17 protein-coding genes are annotated in these 24,452 nt (G+C 58.2%); 11 read left to right on the forward strand and 6 right to left on the reverse strand.

Going from position 1 to position 24,452, the window contains the following annotated elements; all coding sequences use genetic code 11:
• Position 1 precedes the first annotated feature (1 nt).
• Positions 2–160, forward strand: a complete 159-nt coding sequence (locus GPK89_RS02175) for a hypothetical protein (RefSeq protein ID WP_215691362.1) — start codon at positions 2–4, stop codon at positions 158–160.
• A gap of 145 nt (positions 161–305) precedes the next feature.
• Here GPK89_RS02175 and pckA read toward each other — a convergent pair whose 3' ends face one another.
• Entirely contained in the window at positions 306–1,910 is a 1,605-nt protein-coding gene (gene pckA, locus GPK89_RS02180; protein ID WP_215691365.1) for a phosphoenolpyruvate carboxykinase (ATP), read from the reverse strand.
• Between the two features lie 571 nt (positions 1,911–2,481).
• Between pckA and GPK89_RS02185 the strand changes: the two genes are divergently transcribed.
• The 4 genes from GPK89_RS02185 to GPK89_RS02200 all read left to right on the forward strand — a co-directional run bounded on the left by GPK89_RS02185 (position 2,482) and on the right by GPK89_RS02200 (position 7,068).
• A complete protein-coding gene (locus GPK89_RS02185) occupies positions 2,482–3,966 on the forward strand; it encodes a SipW-dependent-type signal peptide-containing protein (RefSeq protein WP_215691367.1) in 1,485 nt (494 codons plus the stop codon).
• Between the two features lie 270 nt (positions 3,967–4,236).
• Positions 4,237–5,376, forward strand: coding sequence for a hypothetical protein (locus tag GPK89_RS02190; RefSeq protein ID WP_215691368.1), 1,140 nt, complete (start codon positions 4,237–4,239; stop codon positions 5,374–5,376).
• The gene (locus GPK89_RS02195; RefSeq protein WP_215691369.1) at positions 5,363–5,905 is read left to right on the forward strand and encodes a hypothetical protein; all 543 of its coding nucleotides are present in this window, start codon (positions 5,363–5,365) and stop codon (positions 5,903–5,905) included. The genes GPK89_RS02190 and GPK89_RS02195 overlap by 14 nt, the downstream gene beginning before the upstream one ends.
• Positions 5,906–5,922: 17 nt before the next feature.
• Positions 5,923–7,068 (forward strand): signal peptidase I, encoded by a 1,146-nt coding sequence (locus GPK89_RS02200; RefSeq protein ID WP_215691370.1) that lies wholly within the window; start codon positions 5,923–5,925, stop codon positions 7,066–7,068.
• Positions 7,069–7,131: 63 nt separating this feature from the next.
• Here GPK89_RS02200 and GPK89_RS02205 read toward each other — a convergent pair whose 3' ends face one another.
• From GPK89_RS02205 to GPK89_RS02215, 3 genes are all read right to left on the reverse strand, one after another.
• Positions 7,132–8,574: a C69 family dipeptidase gene (locus GPK89_RS02205; protein WP_215691371.1), complete on the reverse strand. Its 1,443-nt coding sequence runs from the start codon at positions 8,572–8,574 to the stop codon at positions 7,132–7,134.
• A 61-nt stretch (positions 8,575–8,635) separates the two neighbouring features.
• Entirely contained in the window at positions 8,636–10,609 is a 1,974-nt protein-coding gene (locus GPK89_RS02210; protein ID WP_215691372.1) for a fructose-1,6-bisphosphatase, read from the reverse strand.
• Positions 10,610–10,777: 168 nt separating this feature from the next.
• Positions 10,778–11,245, reverse strand: coding sequence for an Hsp20/alpha crystallin family protein (locus GPK89_RS02215; RefSeq protein WP_430750591.1), 468 nt, complete (start codon positions 11,243–11,245; stop codon positions 10,778–10,780).
• 440 nt (positions 11,246–11,685) lie between these two features.
• On the opposite strand from GPK89_RS02215, the gene GPK89_RS02220 reads away from it, so the two are divergent.
• The 5 genes from GPK89_RS02220 to GPK89_RS02240 all read left to right on the forward strand — a co-directional run bounded on the left by GPK89_RS02220 (position 11,686) and on the right by GPK89_RS02240 (position 19,039).
• The gene (locus GPK89_RS02220) at positions 11,686–12,687 is read left to right on the forward strand and encodes a LacI family DNA-binding transcriptional regulator (protein WP_215691373.1); all 1,002 of its coding nucleotides are present in this window, start codon (positions 11,686–11,688) and stop codon (positions 12,685–12,687) included.
• A gap of 407 nt (positions 12,688–13,094) precedes the next feature.
• Positions 13,095–14,417 (forward strand): extracellular solute-binding protein, encoded by a 1,323-nt coding sequence (locus GPK89_RS02225; RefSeq protein ID WP_252261400.1) that lies wholly within the window; start codon positions 13,095–13,097, stop codon positions 14,415–14,417.
• Positions 14,418–14,555: 138 nt separating this feature from the next.
• Entirely contained in the window at positions 14,556–15,992 is a 1,437-nt protein-coding gene (locus GPK89_RS02230; RefSeq protein ID WP_337757453.1) for a carbohydrate ABC transporter permease, read from the forward strand.
• Positions 15,989–16,888, forward strand: coding sequence for a sugar ABC transporter permease (locus GPK89_RS02235; RefSeq protein WP_252261402.1), 900 nt, complete (start codon positions 15,989–15,991; stop codon positions 16,886–16,888). The genes GPK89_RS02230 and GPK89_RS02235 overlap by 4 nt, the downstream gene beginning before the upstream one ends.
• 126 nt (positions 16,889–17,014) lie before the next feature.
• On the forward strand, positions 17,015–19,039 hold the full coding sequence (locus tag GPK89_RS02240) for a beta-galactosidase (RefSeq protein WP_215691374.1): 2,025 nt from the start codon (positions 17,015–17,017) through the stop codon (positions 19,037–19,039).
• A gap of 218 nt (positions 19,040–19,257) precedes the next feature.
• Here GPK89_RS02240 and GPK89_RS02245 read toward each other — a convergent pair whose 3' ends face one another.
• Together GPK89_RS02245 and GPK89_RS02250 are read right to left on the reverse strand one after the other, a co-directional pair.
• Positions 19,258–20,253, reverse strand: coding sequence for an asparaginase (locus tag GPK89_RS02245; RefSeq protein ID WP_215691376.1), 996 nt, complete (start codon positions 20,251–20,253; stop codon positions 19,258–19,260).
• A gap of 9 nt (positions 20,254–20,262) precedes the next feature.
• On the reverse strand, positions 20,263–22,362 hold the full coding sequence (locus GPK89_RS02250; protein ID WP_215691378.1) for an ATP-dependent helicase: 2,100 nt from the start codon (positions 22,360–22,362) through the stop codon (positions 20,263–20,265).
• Positions 22,363–22,846: 484 nt separating this feature from the next.
• Between GPK89_RS02250 and GPK89_RS02255 the strand changes: the two genes are divergently transcribed.
• Positions 22,847–24,403, forward strand: a complete 1,557-nt coding sequence (locus GPK89_RS02255) for a glycoside hydrolase family 28 protein (protein ID WP_215691380.1) — start codon at positions 22,847–22,849, stop codon at positions 24,401–24,403.
• The last annotated feature ends 49 nt before the right edge of the window (positions 24,404–24,452 follow it).

Genomic DNA, 24,452 nt, shown 5'->3' on the forward strand with positions numbered 1-24,452 from the left:
TATGGACACCAAAGCCACCATTTCCGCCGCGCCAAAAGAACTGACCGACCGCCAACTCGTCAACACGCCCATCGGCCCGGTCTGCATGAGCCGCACCGAGTACGAGCTGTACCGGGCAGAACTGGAACTGCGCAAAGCCAAGGAAACGCAGCGTTTATAACACGTCAGGCCCCCGGACGTGCTGGCAGACAGCAGCGCCCGGGGGCCTTGTCTTTCAGTATATAGAAGCACCCCGCCCGCACATCACGAAAACCGTGACGTGCGGGCGGGGTGTTATGCTATGATTTTAAGCGCAGTCGCTCAAATTACAGCTGGGGGCCGGCAGAGACCAGAGCCTTGCCGTGCTCGTTGCCTTCGTACTTGGCGAAGTTCTTGATGAAGCGGCCAGCCAGATCCAGAGCCTTGGTCTCCCACTCGGAAGCATCCTTGTAGGTGTCGCGAGGATCGAGGATGGCGGGATCGACACCGGGCAGCTCGGTGGGAACCTCGAAGTCGAAGTGCGGGATCTTCTTGGTGGGGGCCTCGTTGATAGCGCCGCTCAGGATCGCGTCGATGATGCCGCGAGTATCCTTGATGGAGATGCGCTTGCCGGTGCCGTTCCAGCCGGTGTTGACCAGGTAAGCCTTAGCGCCGGACTTCTGCATCTTCTTGACCAGTTCCTCAGCGTACTTGGTGGGATGCAGCTCCAGGAAGGCCTGGCCGAAGCAGGCGGAGAAGGTCGGGGTGGGCTCGGTGATGCCGCGCTCGGTGCCGGCCAGCTTGGCGGTGAAGCCGGACAGGAAGTAGTACTGGGTCTGCTCGGGGGTCAGGATGCTGACCGGGGGCAGAACGCCGAACGCATCAGCAGACAGGAAGATGACGTTCTTGGCGGCAGGGGCAGAAGAGATCGGGCGAACGATGTTCTGGATGTGGTTGATGGGGTAGGACACACGGGTGTTCTCGGTGACGGACTTATCAGCGAAGTCAATCTTGCCCTCGGCGTCGACGGTAACGTTCTCCAGCAGAGCGTTGCGCTTGATGGCGTTGTAGATATCAGGCTCAGAGTCCTTATCCAGGTTGATGACCTTGGCGTAGCAGCCGCCCTCGAAGTTGAAGACGCCGTTGTCGTCCCAGCCGTGCTCGTCGTCGCCGATCAGCAGGCGCTTCGGGTCGGTGGACAGAGTGGTCTTGCCGGTGCCGGACAGACCGAAGAAGATGGCAGTGTTCTTGCCCTCCTTATCGGTGTTGGCAGAGCAGTGCATGGAGGCCATGCCCTTCAGCGGCAGGAAGTAGTTCATCATGCTGAACATACCCTTCTTCATCTCGCCGCCGTACCAGGTGTTGATGATGACCTGCTCCTTGCTGGTGATGTTGAAGGCAACGCAGGTCTCGCTGTTCAGGCCCAGCTCCTTGTAGTTCTCGACCTTAGCCTTGGAGGCGTTGTAAACAACGAAGTCAGGCTCGAAGTTGGCCAGCTCCTCGGCGGTGGGCTTGATGAACATATTGGTGACAAAGTGTGCCTGCCAGGCCACTTCCACGATGAAGCGGATCGCCATGCGGGTATCCTTGTTTGCGCCGCAGAAAGCATCCACGACGAACAGGCGCTTGTTGCACAGCTCCTTCTTGGCAATGTCCTTAACGGCAGACCAGGTGGCCTCGGTCATGGGGTGGTTGTCGTTCTTGTACTCGTCGCTGGTCCACCAGACGGTGTTCTTGGAGTTCTCGTCAACAACGATGTACTTGTCCTTGGGGGAACGGCCGGTGTAAACGCCGGTCATAACGTTGACAGCGCCCAGCTCGGTGACCTGGCCCTTCTCATAGCCGGTCAACTCGGGTTTGGTCTCTTCCTCGAACAGCATCTCGTAAGAGGGGTTATGCACGATCTCGGTCGTGCCGGTAATGCCATACTTAGTCAAATCCAGATTTGCCATGTTTACATATACCTCTTTCTCTATACTTTTGGCTGAATGGGGCAACAGGGGTCTAAGTCAGCCTCCTAGTGCCCCATCCTGACATTTATTATACAAAGATTTTGCCGCAAAAGCAAGGCCAAATTCTTTCAAAGATTGTGACATTATTGTAAAATAGTTTGAATTTGGTAAAGCCTCCCTTGTCAAAGGGAGGTGCCGAGCTTTGCGAGGCGGAGGGATTCCTGCCCGGTTGCCGGGAAAGCGGCATTAAAGGCCAGGCTGCAAGAATCCCTCCGGCCGCCTTCGGCGTCCACCTCCCTTTGACAAGGGAGGCTTCCCACCCTGCCATGTAGGGGGCGGCGTCCCCGATGCCCCGCGGACTGTGCCGGGCGAGCGGAGCGAAGGGGAGGAGGAGCTTTTGCATCCCCTTTACCGCCGCTTTCCCCCAAAAATTCCCCTTTTTGTAAAAAATCCACAAGAATATTTATGTATATTCTGTGAAATTGCGAATAGCCTTACCCCCCCGGGTGGTAAAATATGGGTATTCGTTGAAACTGTATTTGACAGTTTTGAAAAATTAGGAGGAATTTAAATGAAAGACAACCGAACATCGGTCAAGCGCAGCCTGTTTGTCAGCGCCATTGCCCTGACGCTGACCGCTGCGCTGCTGATCGGGTCAACCTTTGCGTGGTTTACGAGCACGGCATCCACCGGTGTCAACAAGATTGAATCCGGCAATCTGAAAGTGGATATTATCGGCGCGGACAGCGATTCTCATATTGAGAAGCTGAACTTCACCAAAGCTGCTACGACGGATGCAGAAGCTGACGAAGAGATTCTCTGGGAGCCGGGCGGCCGTTATCTGACCGAGGGCTTCAGAATTGCCAACAAGGGCAATCTGGCTTTGAAGTGGAAAGCACAGGTCAACAAGGGCACTACCGCCGCCAATGAGGGTAATTTCGATCTGTTGGATGTTATCGACTTCTATCTGGTAACAAGCAAAGATGTGGACGATATGGGAACTGCGCTTGACGAGTTCACCGGGAATCTGAAAAAGACCGAAACCAGCGATGTATATTACATCAAGGGCGTGATGAAGACCAATGCCGACAATAACTATCAGGGCCTGACGCTGGACGGCATCACCATTACCGTTTGCGCTACTCAGGATACTGTTGAGAACGACAGCTTTGACAACACCTATGATACAGATGCTGAATATCCTATTTCAGTTACAACGGGAGACGAACTGCAGGCCATTGTGAGCGATGCAACAGCTCCTGTCAATATCGTGCTGGCGAACGACATTACGACCAACAACTTCGTCATCCCTGCGGATAAGGATGTAACCCTGGATTTGAATGGTCGCACTGTAAAGAATGCTGAATCGCACACCATTCTGAATCAAGGCCATCTTACTCTGACAGATTCAAGCGCAGATAAAAGCGGTCAAATCATCTCCTGCAAGGACGACACTGCAGCACTTCGCAACGGAGATAATGCAGTCTGTGTAGTCGAGGGCGGAACAATTTCTCGTGACGGGGCCGATGGAAATACATGGCACACTGTGGAAAACTTTGGTACCATGACCTTCAACGGCGGTAAAGTGATTGCTAATGACGGTAAATCATTTGCTATTGTCAACGGTTGGAATTATATACCCGTACCCGGCGAACAAAAAGCTACCATGACGATCAACGACATCGAAATGACTGCCAGTCCAAACGGTTTTAAAAACTGCGCTGGTGGCACTCTGACAATGAACGGTGGCACATTACGTTGTACTACCGGTTACTGGGGATTGTCCAATGACTCAACCGGTGTTGCAACGATTAACGGCGGCAAAATCATTTCTGACGAATACATTGCCATTTCCGACGGCGGTGCAAAGATGGAGATCAACGGTGGTACATTTACCGGCCCTCAGGGAAGCCTTTATGTGCAGAATTGGGCGAAGGATACAGTCGTAAAAGGCGGTAGCTATCAGAATGAGACAGTGGAGTTTATGCAGAGTTGTTGTCCTAAAGGCTATACAGCTAAGCCTGAAGGCGATATGGTTGTCGTAAGCAAGGATTGATTATTGTATAAGTCCAAACCCCTTTCCAAGTCCTCTCACTCCTCGGAGTGAGAGGCAATCAAAGGGCATAGGCGAGGGCATATGTCTTTAGATTGCTATGATGCAAACGCGGAAAGTCTGCGTTTGCATTTACATCCTGATTTGCTTTTCTCATCTTATCCTTTCTAAATTTGCCGTCCCCTCCCCGGAGGGGCGGCAAGCAAAGGGCGCAAACTGTATCGTTTACGCCCTTTGCTTGCTGTAAAATAAAACCTTAAAAGGATGCTTTTTATGCCAAATCCCAATCGCAAGACCCTATTGCGGGCGCTCTGCCTGACGGCGGCGGGTTCGGCGCTGTTTGCATCGCTGTATGTGGGCAGTACGTCGGCCTATTTCACCAGCACCGCCACCGTGCAGGTCGCCGATATCCAGGCCGGCACTTGGGCCGGGCAATCTGACGACCCCGAGGCGGACGCCCCCGTATTCCTCGACGAGGAAACCATAGCCCCCGACACCCAGCTGGCTGCCGCGCCGACCCCCGCCGCACGGACTGCGGAGGAACCTGCGGCCACGCCGTCCCCCACGGCAGAACCGACTGCCACGCCGGAACCTACGCCCACGGCTACGCCGGAACCTACCGCCGAACCGACACCGGAACCGACGGCTGAACCTACCCCGGAACCCACCGTGACCCCCGAGGCCACCGCCGCGCCCGAAACCAAATCCGCACAAAGTGAAAAAACCACCCAGGCTGGTCCGGTTGCCTTTGCCGCACCCGCCCGCACAGCCCACCGCGCCCCGCAAAAGCAGGCCACGCTGGAGCTGTACCGCGGCAATGCCAGTGCGGCACAGGCTTTCGCCCTGCCCAATATGCTGCCCGGCGACACTGCCGAGAAAGAGTTCACCGTCAACGTCTCCCACCGGGGCAAGGTGACGCTCTACTTCTCTGCCGGGCCGGACGATGTTACCGCGCCCCTTGCGGGCGGCTTGCAGCTGACTGTGACCTGCAACAACACCCAGCTGTACAGCGGCACCTTTGCCGATGTGCCCGCCGTTTTGCCGGTGGATGTGCCCGGCACAGCCGCCGATACCACCGATGCCATGACCTACCGCGTCACCGTCGCCCTGCCGACCAGCGCGGGCAACGAGTACCAGAACTTGACCATGACCGCCGATTTGAATTGGTGGGTGGACGAGCTTGCGCCTGCGCCGGGCACGGACCCGGCAGCGTCTGACAGCACCGCCACGTCGGGCGGTGCCACCGGGCAGCTGACCGGCAAACCCGGTTTTGTAAAAGCGCTGACCGCAATGCCCCAGACCTCCGACAGTTTCCCGCTGGCGGTCGTGGTGGTCATTATGGCCGTTTCTGCCATTGCACTGGCCGCACTGGTCATTGCCAAGCGAAAGGGGGATGACCATGAACGCAAGTGATCCCCGCGCTTACCGCCGCGCCGCGCTGCTGACGCTGCTGCTGGCCGCCGTGCTGGCGGTCGTGACCTGCGCTGTGGGCCTGACCCGGGTGCAGGTGCCCCAAAACCGCTTTACCACCGGCACCGTCGCCATTGACCTGAACGGCGGCAAGCCGATTTTGACCGAGGATGAATATTTGTTTGAACCGGGCATGACGGTCAACAAGGATTTCACCCTGTCCAATACCGGCACGGCGGATGTGTACTATAAGCTCTATTTCCGCGACGTGAGCGGCGAGCTGGCCGATGTGCTGGAAGTGACGCTGACCGACGGCAGCGACGTTTTGTACACCGGCACGTTGGCCGGGCTGACCCGCAGCACCGCCGCCACGGCCCCCGCTGTGCTGGCCGTGGGCCAGGCCAGGACCATGCAAGCGTCGTTCCACTGCCCGGAAAACACCGGCAACACCGCCCAGCAGACCCGCATGAGCTTTGTGCTGTGTGCCGACGCTGTGCAGACCAAGAACAACCCGACCGGACTTTTTGATTGATAACACGAGGAATCTTTATGAAAAAAGCGGCGGACAAATTTGTCCGTATCTTTGCAGCAGTGCTGGCGGTTTTATCCGTCAGCATTTTGCTGTTTACTTTGGTATCCACCCTGTTTTTGAACCGCACGGATAAAGAGTGGTTCGGCTACAAGGCGTTCATCGTCCTGTCCGATTCGATGTCGGTAACGGATTTCAGCGCGGGCGATTTGGTTTTTGTGCGCCATGTGGACCCCAGCACCCTGCAGCCGGGGGATATCATTGCTTTTACCAGCCGCAACGACAGCAACTACGGCGATACCGTCACCCACAAGATACGCGCCCTGACCACCACTGCCGACGGCGCACCGGGGTTTACCACCTACGGCACGACCACCGATACCGACGATGAAGCCGTTGTGCCGTATAGTGATGTGATTGGCCGGTATGCCGGGCATCTGCCGAAGGTGGGGCTGTTCTTTAACTTTTTGAAAACGACGCCCGGGTATCTGCTGTGTATCTTTTTGCCCTTTGCCCTGCTGATCCTCTCGCAGGCGGTGCAGACGGTACGGTTGTTCAGGGCCTACCGCCGCGAACAGGCCGGGGCCGGGGACAGCGATGCCTTTGCCCTGCCGGAGCCGCAGAGCGGGGCCGAGATCGCCGCACGGCTGGCGGCGGGGGAGGATGTCACCTTGCAGGCCGACACCGCCTTTACCGACGCCGACGGCCATTGCATAGACTGTGTGATCGCCCCCGGCAAGGCCGCCGCCCTGCACTTGAACGGCCACCGCCTGAAAGGCACGATACAGCTGGCCGACGGCGCGGCCCTGACAGTACATGGCAAAGGCATGATACAGGCTACCGCCCGCAGCCACAGCCGCGCAGGCTGCCCCATTTACGCCCGCGGGCAGGGCTGCCGCGTGGACCTGTACGGCGGCCGCTATCTGGGCGGTGCCGGGTCTTGTGCCGTCTGTGCGGCGGCGGGGCAGGTGATTTTGCACGGCGGCCTGTACGCCGTAAAGGGCGACAGCGCCGACCACCTGCTGTACAGTGTAGGGGATGGGGCCATCACCGTAGAGGGCGGGCGGTTTGTCGGGTTTGACCCTGCGGCCTGCCTTGCGCCCGGCAGAACCACGGCGGCGCAGGAAACGGACAAGGGCATTTTGTACGTAGTGAAAGAACTATAAAAAGCGAGGGACGCACCGCAATAGGTGCGTCCCTCGCTTTCGTATGAATTATGTAGGAATTATTTACGCATCCGAACGCGAATAAGCGTTCTTCATGCCGCTGCTCAGCTCAAACAGCACCTTGTTCAGCGCGTCGGTCGTCTCGGCCTTGGCCATGGCGGCAATCTCCTCGTTGGCTTTTTCGCGCAGGGCGGCGCGGGCGGCGGGGTCAGCCTCGGCGCGCTGGGCGTCGTCGTACCGGTTGATGAAGCCGTTGGACTTTGCGCCGACGCTCAGGGTGTAGCGCTCGATGTGGAACACTGACTTTGCGTAGGACGCATCGGCCATGGCGGCCAGCAGGCGGCTGGCCCAGTAGAAGTTGTCTGTGGAGACATCGCCGGTCGTGTTGGATAGGTACTCCGGTGTCGTGTCCACATTGGCATAGAAGGGCAGCATCGTGTTGAAGGCGTTGGACGCAAAGGCCAGCCACTCCACAGCGCGGAAATCCTCCGGCACGTCGGGGCGCATCTGCAAAAGCGCCATAAAGTCGTTGCGGTTCACGCCGATGGGGCGGTAGATGCCCTTCTCGGCGGCTGCGGCGGCGTAGGGGTCGTAGGGCGTGCCCTGATAATGGGACGACAGCACGTACTTTACATCCTCGGGCGTGACTTTCTTCTCGGGCACCATGCACCAGGGCAGATCGTCGGAGCGCGGCGTAAAGTCGGCGTCGGGGCCGTCCCATACGAAGGTGTTGGGATTGAAATACCGCAGCATATACCACGCGCGGGGCGTGTTGTAGACGTGGTCGGCATCGTCGTGGCTGCCGAAGGTATCCCGCGGGTTCAGCGCACCGTCCTGGGACAGGTCGAGGTGATACTTTTTGATAAAGTCACGCAGATCAGCTGAGCACATGAAGTCCTTCTGCTCGCCCAAAGCGTCGTCCAGGTCCAGCGTGTCCAGGCCCAGCTGGTTCGGCATGACGACATAGACATCGTCGGGTACGCGGCGGGCCATCCAATGGTGGCCACCGATGGTCTCCAGCCACCAAATCTCGTCCACATCCTGGAAGGCAATGCCGTTCATCTCATAGGTGCCGTACTGTTCCAGCAGGCTGCCCAGGCGGCGGGCACCCTCGCGGGCGGTGCGCACGTAGGGCAGCACAAGGTAGACGATATCTTCCTCGCCGATGCCGCCCTTGACCAGCGGGTCAGCGCCCAGCACGCGCGGGTTGGAGGTGATGGTCTCGGTCGCGGTCATGCCGACGTTGGCGGCGTTCACACCGCTGGCCGCCCACAGGCCCTTGCCCTCCACGGCGTTGGGCACGGCGGTCATCCGCAGGCCGTCGCCGGGCAGGGGGATCTCGACGCCCGAAATCACGGATTTGTAGACAGCCGGGTAGTCCTGCGGCTGGAACACGGTAAATTTTTTCGCGGTAAAATGGCCGGAACCGGAATCGTCGTTGCGGGCGATCATCGTGGAGCCGTCATACGACGCATTTTTGCCGACCAGAATGGTAGTGCAAGCCATGTTTGAACATCTCCTTATGTATTATATAACCCTATTATAAACCTGTTTTCCCAAATTTCAATCACAATTCCTGTGCCACGCCCTGGGGGATAACGCCGGTCTGGTAGGCCTCCACCAGGGCGGTCAAATCGCGGATGAGCGCCTGCTTGCGGCCGCCCTCGTCAGTATCGCGCACCAGGATACGCTGCGGTGCGGTGTAGATGTACTCGCTCTTGGACGTGATATCCTCGTCCTCGTGGATGGCCTTGTCAGTGTTTTCAAACGGCTGGTGGGTGCGAAGAATCAACCCGCGGGAATTGTAGACCAGTGTGTAGCCCGCAATGCCGGTGCGCTGGTGGTAGGCGCGGCAGAAGCCGCCGTCGATGATGATGAGCCGCCCGCCGCCTTTGATGGGGCTTTCGCCTTCAATAGCGCGGACCGGCACATGGCCGTTGACGATATGGCTGCCCTCGCCTTCCAGGCCAAATTCGCGCAAAATATGTTCGGCGGTGCGCGGGTCGGCAATGTGCTTGTAGTAGGGGTTCTTTACCTCAACGTGGGCGGCGGGGTCGGCAATGTACAGCCGTTCAAACGTCGTCATGGCGCTGCGGCCAAACAGCGGCGATTTTGCCCCGCACCACAGATACCACAAAAAGTCCTGCCCAGCCAGCCGCGCAGGGCTGCCCTGCGGCGCACTGTAACCCTGGCGGGCGCGGCGGTCGCAGTAGTCGAACAGCGCCTTGCCGCTGCGGGCAACGCCCTCAAAGGTGATGGCCGCAAACGCGCCGTTTTCGGTCATGGGCACAGCGCCGTGGTAGAGCAGATTGCCGTTGCACATTTTATAAAATGCGCCGTGAGCGTACAAAAATTGCACATGGCGCTGCAGCCGCTCGCTCTCGGCAAAGCTGCGCACCAGCCCGGCAATGACCTTGCCCTCGTCGGCGGTCAGCACGGTGGGGCGCGCCGGATCCACGGTGGGGAAGTCGCAGTCCAGCAGGGGATAGGTCGTGCCAAAATAATCCACTGTGCCCGCGTCAAAGTCGATGTGATTTAAAAAGTCGCGGCCCTGCAAATCAAAATCCGGGTTGCGGGCAATGACCTGGGCTTCGAGCTTGAGCATCATGACGGTCACGGCTTTGTGCATCCGCGCGGCGGCGGTCAAATCACCCGCAGCGGTGCGCGGGTCTGCGTGGGGCAGCCAGCGCGACACATCGGAATCGGCGTAGGTATGCTGGGCAAAACGCTCGAGCTGCCGCAGGCTGATACCGTAGCCGCCCTCAAGGGTGTCGAGATTGTTGTAAGCCAGTGTCGTTTTCAGCACCGTCATGATGCAGAGCGGACTGCCCGCCGCCGCGCCCATCCAGACGACATCGTGGTTGCCCCACTGGATATCCACCTGGTGGTGGGCCATCAGGCTGTCCAGAATGCGGTCAGGGCGCGGGCCGCGGTCGAACAGGTCGCCCACGATGTGCAGGCGGTCAACGGCCAGCCGCTTGATGACCTCGCAGAAACGAACAATATAGGCGTCTGCGCGGTCGTAGCGGATGATGCTCTCGATGATTTCGCCGTAATACTGGTCCTTGTCGTGGTCCTCAAAGTGAGCGTGAAGCAGTTCGTCGAGGATGTAGCCGCAATTCTGGGGCAGGCAGCGGCGCACATGGTCGCGGGTGTGCTTGCTGGACACGAACCGGCACAGATCGATGAGCCGCAGCAGTGTCAGTCGATACCAGGCGTGCAGGTCTTTTTGGCGGGCTTTCAGCTCGGGTAATTTTTGATTGGGATAATAGACCAATGTTGCTAAATCGGCGCGTTCGTCGGCGGGGACGCCGGGGCCTAACACTGTGTCGATCTTTTCCCGGATGACGCCCGACGCGCTGTTTAAAATATGTACAAACGCTTCATGCTCGCCGTGCAGGTCGCTCATAAAATGCTCGGTGCCCTTGGGCAGACGCAGCAGTGCCTCAATGCGGATGATCTCGCTGGCCGCGGCGGCCACGGTCTTGTATTTCTGGGAAAGCAGGCGCAGATAGCGCAGATGCTCGTCGGAATATGGCACGGGCAGGACCTCCCTGTACTTTTATTTCATCTATATGGAATTATAACACACTTTTAGGCAAAACAAAAGGGCCGCAGCCCTAAGAATTTAGGGTTGCGGCCCGGAAGAGTATGTCTTGCAGGGGTCGATGCTCGCATCCGCCGCTACGGCGTCCCGGAAGATGAGCGATTACTCGATTTCAATCAACGTCTGCTTCGGCTCCAATTTCTTGGCGTCGGCCTTGGGCAGGTGCAGACTCAGGATGCCGTTCTCAAATTTGGCGCTGATATCCTTGGGTTCCAGCTCCTTGCCAACGTAGAAGCTGCGGGCACAGCTGCCGGTGGCACGCTCCTGGCGAATGTAGCGGCCCTCGTTGTCCTTCTCGTCCAGTTCCTCATTGCGCTGGGCGCTGATGGTCAGGTAGCCGTTGTCAAGGTCGAGCTTGACATCCTCCTTCTTGAAGCCGGGCAGGTCGACAAACACATCGTAACTGTCCTTGTTCTCGCGGACGTCGGTCTTCATCACATTGGCGGAACGTTTGCCAAACATACTGTGGGGTTCGGCAGCGCGCATTGCACGGTCAAAGTCATGCGCCCAGGCATCGCTGAACAAATCATCCATCAAACCATCATTGAACATATACGGAACCATCATCATAAGTCATTCCTCCAATTTTTATCGGCTGAACGTAGACTGCGCGTACAGTTGACTTTTGAATTAAGCTTTGTTGTTCCTTTGGGGTTCTGGTTCTTTCGTCCCTGTTTCCCTTGGAACGCCTCTATAATAGCACAGCGAATTAGCACTGTCAATAGTAGAGTGCTAATGTTTACAAGTTGTGTAATGATTGTTCATAAAATATGTAATAAGTTTTGAAATGCAGCGATAATACGTGATTTTGCGTAGTGATCAATATGCGCAGCCCCTGCACAAGTGTGTACATACCATATAAAACAAGAACATGCCCGCCACCCTTGCCAAATTTTCGTCTGTTTTTTTGTGCGGTTTGCGGATTGACACTTTTTGAATGCAACGGTACCCTTGAACTGCGCGCAACTATCATGCGCAACATTTTCAGCAAGGGAGGGAACGTGCGCACCATGGCGAATAACACTACACCCATGAAAATTGCAGAGATCGCAGACGCGCTCGGAATCTCGAAAACCACGGTATCACGTGCGCTTTCCGGCAAAGGACGCGTGGGGGAGGAGACCCGCGCCCGGGTGTTTGCCTACGCCGGGCTGACCGGGCGCGAGGTCGCGCCGCCCCATCCGGTGACACAGGGCGCAACACATAATCTGTCACTCATCATCCCGAAACACTTCATCCGCCTGGATTTGCCCTTCCTGCGCAAATGTATGGGCGGCATCTGCGCCATGGCTGCGCAGCGCGGGTATGACCTGCTGCTCTGCTATGTCAGCGAGACCGACACCGACCAACTGGAACGCCAGCTGGCAAGCCATAAAGTTGATGGTGTCATCCTTTCCCGCACCATGTCGGATGACCCCTGCATCGACTTGTTGAATCAGTACGGTGTGCCTTTTGTGGCCATCGGCCGCATCGACGACCCGGAGATTCCCCAGGCCGACAACGACCAGCTCGGTGCGGCGTGTGAAATGACCCGCTTGCTGCTGCAGTTGGGCACCCGGCGCATCGCCTACCTGGGCGGCAGCGGCACTTATACCGTCAACGCCGACCGGCTGCGTGGCTATCTGCGAGGTCTGGCCGAGTTCGGTGTGCAGGCCGACCAAACGCTGATCCACACGGGATTGGAGAGCGACGAACAGCGCACCGACGCACTGGAAGCTACGCTGGAGCGCCGCCCCGACTGCCTGCTCTGCTGTGACGACCGGCTGGCCTTTGACGTTGTGCGGGAGCTGCGGGCACGGCATATCCATGTACCCCAGGACATCCGCGTGGCAAGCCTGTATGACAGCGAATTGCTCGTAGACATAACACCTTCTATCTCGGCAGTGCAGTTTGACGCCGAGCGCATCGGCTCCACTGCCTGCCGGATGCTGCTGGACATTCTGGCCGGGAAGGACGTGCCGAAGCGCCAGCTGCAAGGGTATCAGGTCATTTTACGGGATTCGACAAAGTAAATAGCGTTTATCATGCCGCCCCGGAGGAATGCCTTCCGGGGCGGTTTTGCCATTCTGGCGGTGTCATGGTTTCCGGCTCTGCGCAACTTCCTATTTTATGACATCATCGAATCAAATTACAAAATAGTTACAGCAACGTCAGATTGCTGTACAAAACAAGGAAGATGTGTCTAAAAACAACCCTGTGCAACCCAGAAGTTGCGCAAGTTGCGCGTATTTTTCGTCGAATAAGCCGTTTCCGGCGGCAAAACAGCCAAAAACGCATTACGAAACACGTATAATCTGTACATTGACACCAAGCGAAAAATCCTGTATTCTAAAAAACGTAAGGCGGATGCGCAAGTTAGTTGCGCAGCACCGCTCAAGGTGTTCACAAGAGAACATTTTTAAAAGAAGGAGAGTACATTATGAAAAAGCAAATCAGCCTGGCTCTGGCCGGTGTAATGGCTTTGTCCCTCGCCGCTTGCGGCGGCTCTGCCAGCACCGCCACCTCCACTTCCGAAGCAGCTTCCACTGCTGAGTCCACCGAGGCTTCCAGCGCAGCTTCCACCGAGGCCGCTGCTGCCGGCGATGTCCTTGATCAGGCTGCTGCCGCTGCCTTCGCTCAGGACGTTACCTTGACCATGTGGGGCGCTGAAGAGGATCAGGATCTGCTGCGTGAGATCAGCGACAAGTTCATCGAGAAGTACGGCAACTACGGCGGCAAGATCACCATCAACCTGGGCGCTCAGTCCGAAAAGGAGGCTAAGGATACCGTCCTGACCGACCCCACCGCCGCTGCTGATGTTTTTGCTTTTGCCGATGACCAGCTGAACGAGCTGGTTCAGGCAGGCGCCCTGCAGGAAGTGCAGCTGAATGCGGACGATGTCAAGAGCCGCAACACTCCCGCGTCTGTCGATGCTGCTACGGTCGATGGCAAGCTCTATGCTTACCCCCTGACCGCTGACAACGGCTACTTCATGTTCTACGACAAGAGCTTCTTCACCGAGGACGATGTCAAGAGTCTTGACACGATGATGGACAAGGCAGCCGCCGCAGGCAAGAAGGTTTCTATGGACGTTGCGAACGGCTGGTACCTGTACAGCTTCTATGCTGGCGCCGGCTTGAATTTGGCTCTGGCTGATGACGGCGTGAACACCGTCTGCAACTGGAATGAGGCCCCGGGCGCTGACGTTACCCAGGCTGTCATCGATATCTGCAAAAACCCCGGTTTCATCGCCCTGAAGGACGAGGAGTTCACTGGTAAGCTGAAGGACGGCACTTTGGTTGCTGGCGTCAACGGCACCTGGCGTGCAAACGACGCTGCTGAAGCTTGGGGCGACAACTACGCCGCCTGCAAGCTGCCTACCTACACCCTGAACGGTGAGCAGGTCCAGATGGCCTCCTTCTCCGGCTACAAACTGATCGGTGTCAACCCCCACAGCGCTAACGTCGGTGCTGCTATGCTGCTGGCCGACTTCGTTACCAACGAAGAGAACGAGGAACTGCGCTTCAAGGAGCGCGCACAGGGCCCCTCCAACACCAACGCTCTGGCAGCCGCTTCTTCTCCGGCTCTGACCGCTGTTGTTGACCAGTCCGAGTACGCTAACCTGCAGCGCGTTGGCGGCAACTTCTGGGCTTCCGCTGAGACCCTCGGCTCCATCTGCGTCAACGGCAATCCCGATGGCAAGGACACCCAGACTTTGGTCGATGACGCTGTCGCCGGTATCACCGCTCCTGTTACCCAGTAATCTCTGCTCCTATCTATAATAATTAATAAAGAAATGATCTGATAAGACAGCCCGCTTGTGGTAGAAAACGACCGATGCAAGCGGGCTGTTTTATCCATATGATTTATGAAGATCGTGTGAACGAAAGGGGACTTCGCTGTGGCGAAAACTGCAACGCGAGCCATGCCGGGCGAGAAGAACTTCTTCCAGACTTTTGGGGAAGCCTTTGTAAAAGGCGATATCTTTACCAAAGTTTCGCTCCTGGTATGGGGCCTTGGCTATATCGGTCACGGCCAGCTGATGAAAGCGCTCCTTGTCACCCTCGTGGAGGGTCTGGGACTTTACTTCCTGGCATTTTATGGCGCGCCGAACCTTGCTAAATTCGGCACGCTGGGCACTGTCAAAATGGAGATGGTGTTCGACGTTACGACGATGAAAAACGTCGTGAACAATTACGATAACTCCTTCGAGATCCTGCTGATGAGCATGATTTCCTTCGTGGTCATTGCCGCGCTGATCGCGGCCGCCATGATGGTGGTCACCTCCAACTACCAGCTGCAAAAAATCCGCGCAGCGGGCAAAAAGACGAACAACTTCTTACAGGACATCAACGTCTACCTGAATGAAAAGTTCTATGTCACGCTGCTGACCCTGCCTGTGCTGGGCGTTGTGGTATTTACCATCGTGCCGCTGTTCATCCTGATTGCGGTCGCGTTCACGAACTATGACCAGCAGCATATGCCCCCGAACGCCCTGTTCACCTGGGTGGGCCTGACCAACTTCTTCACGCTGTTTGGCGGCGGCGGTATGACCTCGACCTTCGGCTACTCCTTTGCCAAGGTGTTGACCTGGACGCTGGTCTGGGCGTTCTTTGCCACCTTTACCACCTTCTTCGGCGGCATCCTGCTGGCCATGTTCATCAATGACAACAAGACCAAATGCCCGAAGTTCTGGCGTACCCTGTTCATGGTGACCATCGCCGTGCCTCAGTTCGTTACGCTGCTTCTGGTACGCAACTTCTTCTCCAACAACGGCATCTTCAACACAATGATGGCCAACGCCGGAGTTACGGATTTCCTGCATAACATCGGCCTGTTGGACAAGGGCCTTAGTTACATTCCGTTCCTGACCCAGCCGGGCTGGGCCATGTTCACCATCATCATGATCAACATTTGGATCGGCGTACCGTACCAGATGCTGATTTCTACGGGTGTGTTAATGAACATTCCCGCCGACATGATCGAGGCCGCCCGCATCGACGGTGCGAACCCGGTTCAGATGTTCTTCCGCATCAAGCTGCCCTACCTGCTCAGCGTGCAGGGACCATCGCTCGTCACGGACTTTGTCAGGAACGTCAACAACTTCAACGTTATTTACCTGCTGACCCAGGACGTGTTTGTCACGAACAACCAGCAGCTGGCCCAGTCCAACGCCAAGGAAATCGACCTGCTGGTTACCTGGCTGTTCCGCTTGACGCAAGAATACTACAACTACAAGATGGCCGCTGTGCTGGGCATCATGGTGTTTATCGTCTGCGCAGTGTTCACCGTTGTGTGCTTCCACTTTATCAATAAGAAGGAGGCGACGTTCTCTTGAGTACCACTACCATCAACGATGCCGCCGTGCAGAAGCAGCTCAAACAGGGCCGCGTCAAGAAAACAATTTTCTCCATCATCCGCCATCTTATCCTGGCGCTGCTGGCCTTTATCTGGCTGGTGCCCATTGCCTGGCTGCTGCTGACCTCGTTCTCCACCGATAAGGGCATCAACTTTACCCGCTTTGTGCCGGAAGGCTTTACCCTGTGGAACTACATCAGCATTATGACAGCGCCGGACTCCGTTGCACAGTTCCCGCGCTGGTTCATGAACACCCTGGTCGTGGCCTGCTTTAACTGCGTGATCTCCACCTGCTTTGTGCTGATGGTGGCTTACGCCATAAGCTGCTGCCGCTTCAAGGGCCGCAGGCTGCTGCAAAACCTGTCCGTCACGGTCAACCTGTTCCCGGGTGTTCTGGCCATGATCGCAGTTTACTTCGTCTTGAAGTACATGAACCTGACGAATTCCTACGCGGGCCTGATCATGGTCTATGCCGGTTCCTCCGGTTTGGGCTACCTGATCTGCAAGGGCTTCTTCGACACGGTTCCGGTTTCCCTGCGTGAGGCCGCCAAGCTGGACGGCGCTTCGGAAGCACGCATCTTCTTCCAGATCGTTATCCCGATGTCCCGCCCGATTTTGGTGTACACCATTATCAACTCCTTCCTGATACCCTGGACCGACTTTGTTATGGCAAAGATGATCTTGAACTCCGGTATCAGCACGGACTGGACGGTTGCCATCGGCCTGTACAACATGCTGCAAAAGGCTCTGATCAACAGCTACTTCTCCCGTTTCTGCGCGGGCGGTGTGCTGGTCGCCATCCCCATTTCCATCCTCTTTGTCATCATGCAGAAATTCTACGTCGAGGGTATCACCTCCGGCGCGGCAAAGGGCTGATAGTTTATCACAACAACGCTGCCTCGCAAGGGGCAGCGCTTTTGTGGGTGAAGGGCAGATTTAACGCAGTGGCCGGATATGCCCGGCCGCTACAAGGCACCTTATTTTAAAGTAAAGAGGTTCACCATGAAAACGATCACCAAAGCCCCCATCCTGTTCCGCGGTGGGGACTATAACCCCGACCAGTGGCTCGACCGGCCCGACATCCTGGAAAAGGACGTCGAACTGATGAAAAAGGCCGGTATGAACACCGCAACCCTCGGCGTGTTCGCCTGGGCCAAGTACGAGCCGCAGGAGGGTGAGTACGACTTTGCCTGGCTGCGCGAGACGATGGACCGCCTGTACGCGGCGGGCATCTACACCGAGCTTGCCACCCCCTGCGGCGCTAAGCCCAACTGGATGGCGAAAAAATATCCCGAGATCCTGCGCGTGCAGGCCAACGGCGTGACCGACCACCAGGGTATGCGCCACAATGCCTGCCCCAGCAGCCCCATCTACCGCGAGAAGGTCCACACCATCATTGAAAAGCTCGCCGAGGCCGTCGGCGACCACCCCGGGCTGATTCTGTGGCACATCTCCAATGAACTGGGCGGCGACTGCTACTGCTCCCGCTGCCAGGCCCGCTTCCGCGATTGGCTGCGCGACAAGTACAAGACCATCGACGCGCTGAACCACGCCTGGTGGACCGGCTTCTGGAGCCACCACTACAGCGATTTTGACGAGATCGAGCCGCCATTTGAGAACGGCGAACAGAGCCTGCTGGGCCTGAAACTGGATTGGCGGCGCTTCACCACCTGGAACATGACCGACTATGTCCACAGCGAGACCGAGCTGCTGCACAAACTGACCCCGAACGTGCCCATCACCACCAACCTGATGGAGTATTTCCCCGGGCTGGACTACCACTATTTGCAGAAAGAACTGGATTTCGTCTGCTGGGACAGCTACCCCCACTGGGGCCGCCCCGACCGCAGCATCACGACGACCTTTGCCATGACCGCGTTTGACCACGCGCTGATTCGCGGCTGCAAGCGGGACGTACCTTTCTTCACGATGGAGAGCACGCCCAGTCTTGTCAACTGGCACGAGTATAACAAGCTCAAGCGCCCCGGCGTCAACCGTTTGCAGGGCTTGCAGACTGTGGCCTGCGGCGGCGACGGCGTACAGTACTTCCAGTGGCGCAAGGGCCGCGGCGGCACCGAGCAGTGGCACGGCGCGGTAGTGGACCACGATGGCCGCGACGATACCCGTGTGTTCAAGGATGTGACCGAGACGAACGCCGCGCTGAACGCGCTGACGCCGGTTATCGGCAGCCTGCCCCGCGCCGAGGCCGCGCTGATTTTTGACTGGGACAGCCGCTGGGCGCTGGAAGATGCTTGGGGTATGCAGATCCAGCAGAAGAACCTGCGCGAGACCGTCTGCGCCCTGCATGAACAGCTGGGCCGCTGCGGTGTCGATGCCGATGTCATCGGCGTCGAGGAATCTCTCGACCGCTACAAAGTCGTTGTGCTGCCGATGCTCTACATGGTCAAGCCCGGCTTCGGCGAGAAGATTCGGCAGTTTGTGGCAAACGGCGGCACGGTTATCGGCACCTACCTGTTGGGCTATGTCAATGATTCTACGCTGGCCTGGCTGGGCGGCTTCCCCGGCGATGGCCTGCGGGAAGTGTTCGGCGTGACCGCCACCGAGCTGGACACTCTCTACCCCGGCGAGCGCAACACCGCCGCCTTCCAGGACGGCAGCAAGGCCGCCATCCAGGACTATTGCGAGCTGCTGGAAACGGCGGACAACACCGATGTGCTGGCAACCTACGGCGAGGACTTCTACAAGGGTTACGCCGTGGCGACCCACCACGCCTTCGGCAAGGGCCACGCCTACTACGTTGCGGCCCGCATGGATGCCGACGGCAACGCGAAGGTGTTCCGCGCCGCCATGGCGCAGGCAGGCTGCACGATGCAGACCCTGCCCGATGGCGTTGAGTACCACTGCCGCGAGGACGAGCGCGCAGTGTATCACTTCTACTTGAACACGACCGAAACGGACAAGACCGTGGCTGTGCCCACCGGGGCCGACCTGCTGACCGGCAAAACCGTCAGTGGGGAAGTAACCCTGGGCCGCTATGGTGCCTGCGCGGTGGAAGTTGTAAAGTAAAGGCAATACCGCATAATTCTAAGTGCCGATACGGCGAGCGAGGTGCGGCAGCTGCTAAGCCAAAAGCGCAGATAATACTGGATGTCTTATCGAGCATTTTGGCAACGCAGATGCCGTGCCGTAGCCGCCGGAGCGGTGCTTAAGCCGTAAGGCGGGAATTGTGCGGTATTGCCTAAAATAAAAATGACCATCCAGCGTACATGTTGGATGGTCATTTTTTATACAATATCGCACTCGATCGGCGTTTCAAACAACCGCATTACTTTCGCGCGGTCGTCTGTCTGGCCCAGCGCCCACATCAGTTTCACGGAGACGGCCTCGGGGGTCATGTCGCGGGCCTCCAATACGCCGGGCAGCTCGCCCACGGCGCGCCCCACCTCGTAAACGGCAAGGTCGCAGCCCTCGTGGGGAACCTGCGTTGTAAACACCGCCAGCCGCCCGCTCTCGCACCAGCGGCGCAGCTCGGCAAACATGGCGCCATGTTCTCCGCCCGGCAGGCCGCCGACGCCGAAACTCTCCAACACCAGCGCCCGGTAATGCGGGGCCAGCATCGGAATGATATCAGCCCGCATCCCCGGCACAAGGCGCAGCACAAAAACGGCGGGGTCGAGCTTTTCATAGAACCGCACCGGCGGCAGCGCAGCCGGGCGGCGCAGGAAAAGGACAAGCCGCGTGTCGCGAAAAACCGCCGTCTCCGGGTAGTCGATGCTGGAAAACGCGTTGAAGCTGCGGGTGCGTGTCTTGCGGGCGCGGGTGCCCAGAATGACCTTGTTGTCAAATACCAGCTGCACGCCCCATGCACTGTCACTGACCGCGTAGACAAAGGCGCGGTACAGGTTGTTGCGGGCGTCCGTGTCGCGGTTGTAGATGGACTTTTGGCTGCCCGTCAGTACAACCGGCTTGGCGCTGTTCTGTACCATGTAGCTCAGCGCGGCGGCGGTGTAGGCCATTGTGTCCGTGCCGTGGGCAATGACAAAACAGTCGTAGGCATCATAATTTTCTTTGATGCAGTGTACAATACTCTGCCACTGCGCGGGACCGACGTTCGTTGAGTCCAGGTTGAACACCTGCACGGCATCCACAGCACACAGGTCGGCCAGCTCCGGCACACAGGCCAGCAGTTCCTCCGACGTGATGGCCGGGGCCAGCCCGCCCGCCGCCGTGGGGCGGCTTGCAATTGTCCCGCCGGTGGCGAGGAGTAGGATTTTTTTCATGGGGGTACCTCATTCTTTCCACATCAAATGCCGCTCGGCTACGACCTGGGCGTCCAATGTCCGCGCCCCAGCGGTGAAGCGCACGGTCACGCGGTGGCCGCTCACGCTCTCTACCGTGCCGGGGCCGAATACCGCGTGCCGCACGTGGGCACCAACGGTCGTGATGCTCTCCACATCCACCGGCGGCAGGGGTGCCCGCGCGGCGGGCGGGACAGGGCGGCGGCCTGCGGGTTCCACATCGGGGCGCTTGCGGTGCCCGGGCAGGGCTGCCAACACTTCCTCCACAAAGGCCGAGCGCTCGGCCACGCAGTCAAACAGCACCAGCTGCTGCCGGGCACGGGTCATGGCGACGTAGAACAGCCGCCGGTCCTCCTCGTACTGCTGGGTCTCGCCGGGGGTGCGGCAGGCAAGTTCCGGCTTGGCCGGAAGGATGCCGTCCAGCACATCCAACAAAATAACCCGGTCGTATTCCAGCCCCTTGGCGGAGTGTATCGTGGATAAAATAAACCTGCATCCGGGCGGCGTAATATGATCCTGCACGATGCCGCGCAGAATTTCCAGACGCTTTAACAGGTGGGCAGGGCTGTCCTCCTGGGCACCCAGCATTTCCAGCACGGCCAATTTCGTGCGGTCCATGCCCTTTTTGTCCAGGTATTTGCCGTAGCCCAGCTCGTCGGCCACAAACCGCACGGCGTCGCCCGCCGCCATCCTGGGCAGGCGGGCCAGGCCGTGGGCCACATCGGCCATGGCGGCGCGGATGCGCGGGCGGATGCTGTCCTCGTTCAGCAGGGCTGTCCAGCAGCCTTGGCCGTACTGCCGCGCCTGGTTGCAGGCGTACAGCGCCTGCACCTTTGTGACCGGCACACCAAATTTGTAGTAGCAACGCAGAAAAACATCTGCGTCGGCGGGGCGGGCAGCCAGCGCAAAGATATCCGCCACATCCCGCACGATTTTGTTGGAGAAAAACGTTGGGTCGATGTTTTTGCAGCCGTAGGGCACGCCCCGGCGCTCGCACAGGTCGATGATGGGCAGGGCGCTCTCGTGGTTGCGGAACAGCACGGCGGTTTCCGTTTCGCAGTTCTGCGCCGTCTCAAACAAAAACGGCAGCTGATCGGCACGGCGGCGCACCGTGACGATCTGCAGCGGTTCGCCTGCGCCCTGCGTGGGCTGTATCGTTTTGGGGCGGCGATAACGATTGCGGGCCACAAAGCGGTTGGCCGCGTCCAGAATCGGTTCCCGTGAGCGGTAGTTTTCCTCCATCAGCAAGATTTGTGCGCCGGGGTAGGTCTTTTCAAAGTCCATCAGCGCCTGGGGGTAGGCAGCGCGGAAGCCGTAAATACTCTGGTCCTCGTCGCCCACCATAAAGATATTGCCGCTTTCCTGCGCCAGCACGCGGATAATCTCATGCTGCACCTTGGAGGTATCCTGGGATTCATCCACGCAGAAATATTGATACCGCTCCCGGAACGCCTTCGCCACAGCGGGCGCACCGCGCAGGATTTGCATCGCAAAGCATAGCTGGTCGTCGTAGTCCATCCTGTGCCCGGCTTTCAACGCCCGCTGGTAGCCGCGGTATAACTCGGGTAAGTTGTCGATGTCGGTTTCCAGCGCGTCCAGCTCTTCGTCGGTCAGGCACATATTTTTAATGTAGGTGATGGCTGTGCGCAGATCCTTCAGCGTGCTCTCGGTGGGGTATTCGTGGTTCGTCTCCTGCCAAAGGCGTGTCAGCAGCGGTGCGGTGTCGTTCTCGTTTTGGATCAGGTCGGGCGGCGTGCGGTTGTACATACGGCTGTACAACGCGATAATGCGCGCTGCCACGCCGTTTATCGTGCGAAACTCCAGCTGCCCGGCCAGCGCATCCCCAAACCGCGCGGCGAAGCGGGCACGCATTTCCCGCGTGGCGGCCACGGTGTAGGTCATTGTCAAAATCGACTGCGGTGGGATGCCGCAGACCTGTGTCATGTATCCCAGCCGGGTGATCAACACCGTGGTCTTGCCGCTGCCCGGCACGGCCAGCAGCAGCACCGGGCCGTGTACGGCCTCCACCGCCGCCCGCTGCTGCGGGTTCAGCGCCGCCATATGGGCGGATGCAAATTCAGGTTTATCCATGGCGGCTCCTTTCGGCAAATAGTAAATAATTTTCGCATGGCGGCGTGTATTGTAGGGGGGCGGCGTCCTCGACGCCCTGTGGAGGTGTCCGGCCCCTGCACGGATGTTGAAATTATATCATATTTCCCCAGTAAAAGCAAAACTCCCCCGCCAAACGGCAGGGGAGAAGGATGTTCAAATCACGTGCGGTTCAGCGCAATATCGTTGATGACCTCACCGGCGCTGTATCCTCTCTCAACCGTAAAGCTGCGGGTTCGGCAAAGTTGAGGGCCGGATCTGCCCGGCCCCTGCAACGGCATGGCACATATACCTACTGTGCTTATATGATTATAAACGCCGCATCCCGCGCTGTCAAGCTTGTAAAACTGTCAAAACCTGCCGCGTTTCGACCGCTGTATTTTGGCACCCCTATGTATTGGATAAACCGGCGGGCTGTGGTACAATATGTAAGCAACAGACAACTTGCGTGTAAAAGGAAAACATCATGAAGCAAAATAAATTAAAACTGCGCTGCACCGAAGATTACGCAGTGCTCTATTGGGATAAACCCGCCGCTGCGCCCAAAGGGGCGGAGTATACCGTCTCGCTGAACGGCGAGGTCATCGGCCGCACGGATAAAACACATTTCACCATCGAGGGCCTGCCTTACGGCAGCACTTACCGGCTGGAAGTTGCCAGCGGCAGCTATTGCGTCGGGGTCGAGACGCTGCAATTCGGCAAAGAAAAGCGCCGCGTCAACGTAACGGCTGCACCCTATTTCTGCAAGGGCGACGGCAAAACGCTGAACACCGACAACTTGCAGCGGGCCATCAACGACTGCCGCGCCGATGACATCCTGTATTTTCCGGCGGGTGACTACCTGACCGGGGCGCTGCAGCTGCACAGCGATTTGGAGATTTATCTTTCCAAGGGGGCTGTTTTGCAGGGCACGGCCAACATCAACGACTATTCGCCCCGCATCCCCAGCCGCTTTGAAGGGATGGAGATGCGCTGCTATTCCAGTCTGCTCAACGCCGGGCGGCTTGACCACACGAAAGGCTCAGGCTGCCATAACATCATCGTGCGCGGCAAGGGCACCATCTGCGGCGGCGGGCAGGTGCTGGCAAAGAAAATTATCGAGGACGAGCGCGCCCGCATCAAGAGCTTTTTGGACGATAACGAGGAACTTGTCAAAAGCTGCGAGAACGACGACACGATCCCCGGCCGTGTGCGCCCGCGCTTAGTAAACCTGAGCAACTGCGAGAATGTCTGGTTCAGCGGTATTACGTTCAAAAGCAGTCCGGCGTGGACTTTCCACATGGTCTACTGCGATAATATCCAGACCGACCACTGCGTTTTTGAATCCGAGGGCGTCTGGAACGGTGACGGCTGGGACCCGGATTCCTCGACAAACTGCACGCTGTTCGCCAGCGAGTTCCATACCGGCGACGACGCAGTTGCCATCAAGAGCGGCAAAAACCCCGAGGGAAACGAAATCGGCCGTCCCTGCGCCCACATCAAGGTGTTTGACTGCCGCATCGGGTACGGCCACGGCATCTGCATCGGCAGCGAGATGAGCGGCGGTGTGGAGGACGTGCAGATTTGGGACTGCGACTTTGCCAACTCGCTGTACGGCATTGAGATCAAGGCCACACCCAAGCGCGGCGGCTATGTGCGCGGCGTGACCGTGCGCGATTGCACCGCCCCGCGGGTAATTTTGCACAGCGTATCCTACAATGACGACGGCGAACCCGCCCCCGAGCCGCCGAAGTTCAGCCATTGCTGGTTTGAGGGGCTGACCCTGACCGGCCGCACGCTGGATCACGACCACATCTGGCAGGACGCCGCGCCCATCGAGATTGTCGGGTTCGACTGCCATGGCGGGGAGATCGAGGATATTACGTTTAAGGATATCACAATCACGAGGGAGAGCGCAGAACTGAAGCTGGGGCTGTGCAGCGGGGTGAATCTCTACAACGTCACACTCTCCAAGCCTTCCCCCTCGGGGGAAGGTGTCCCCGCAGGGCCGGATGAGGGGCGTGTTGACCCTGGCAACCCATAAACGGGTCATAGCGGGAACTTCTCTCCTCATCAGTCCGCTTCGCGGACAG

It is taken from the genome of Gemmiger formicilis, assembly GCF_018784445.1.
In the GTDB taxonomy this organism is placed as follows: Bacteria; Bacillota; Clostridia; order Oscillospirales; family Ruminococcaceae; genus Gemmiger.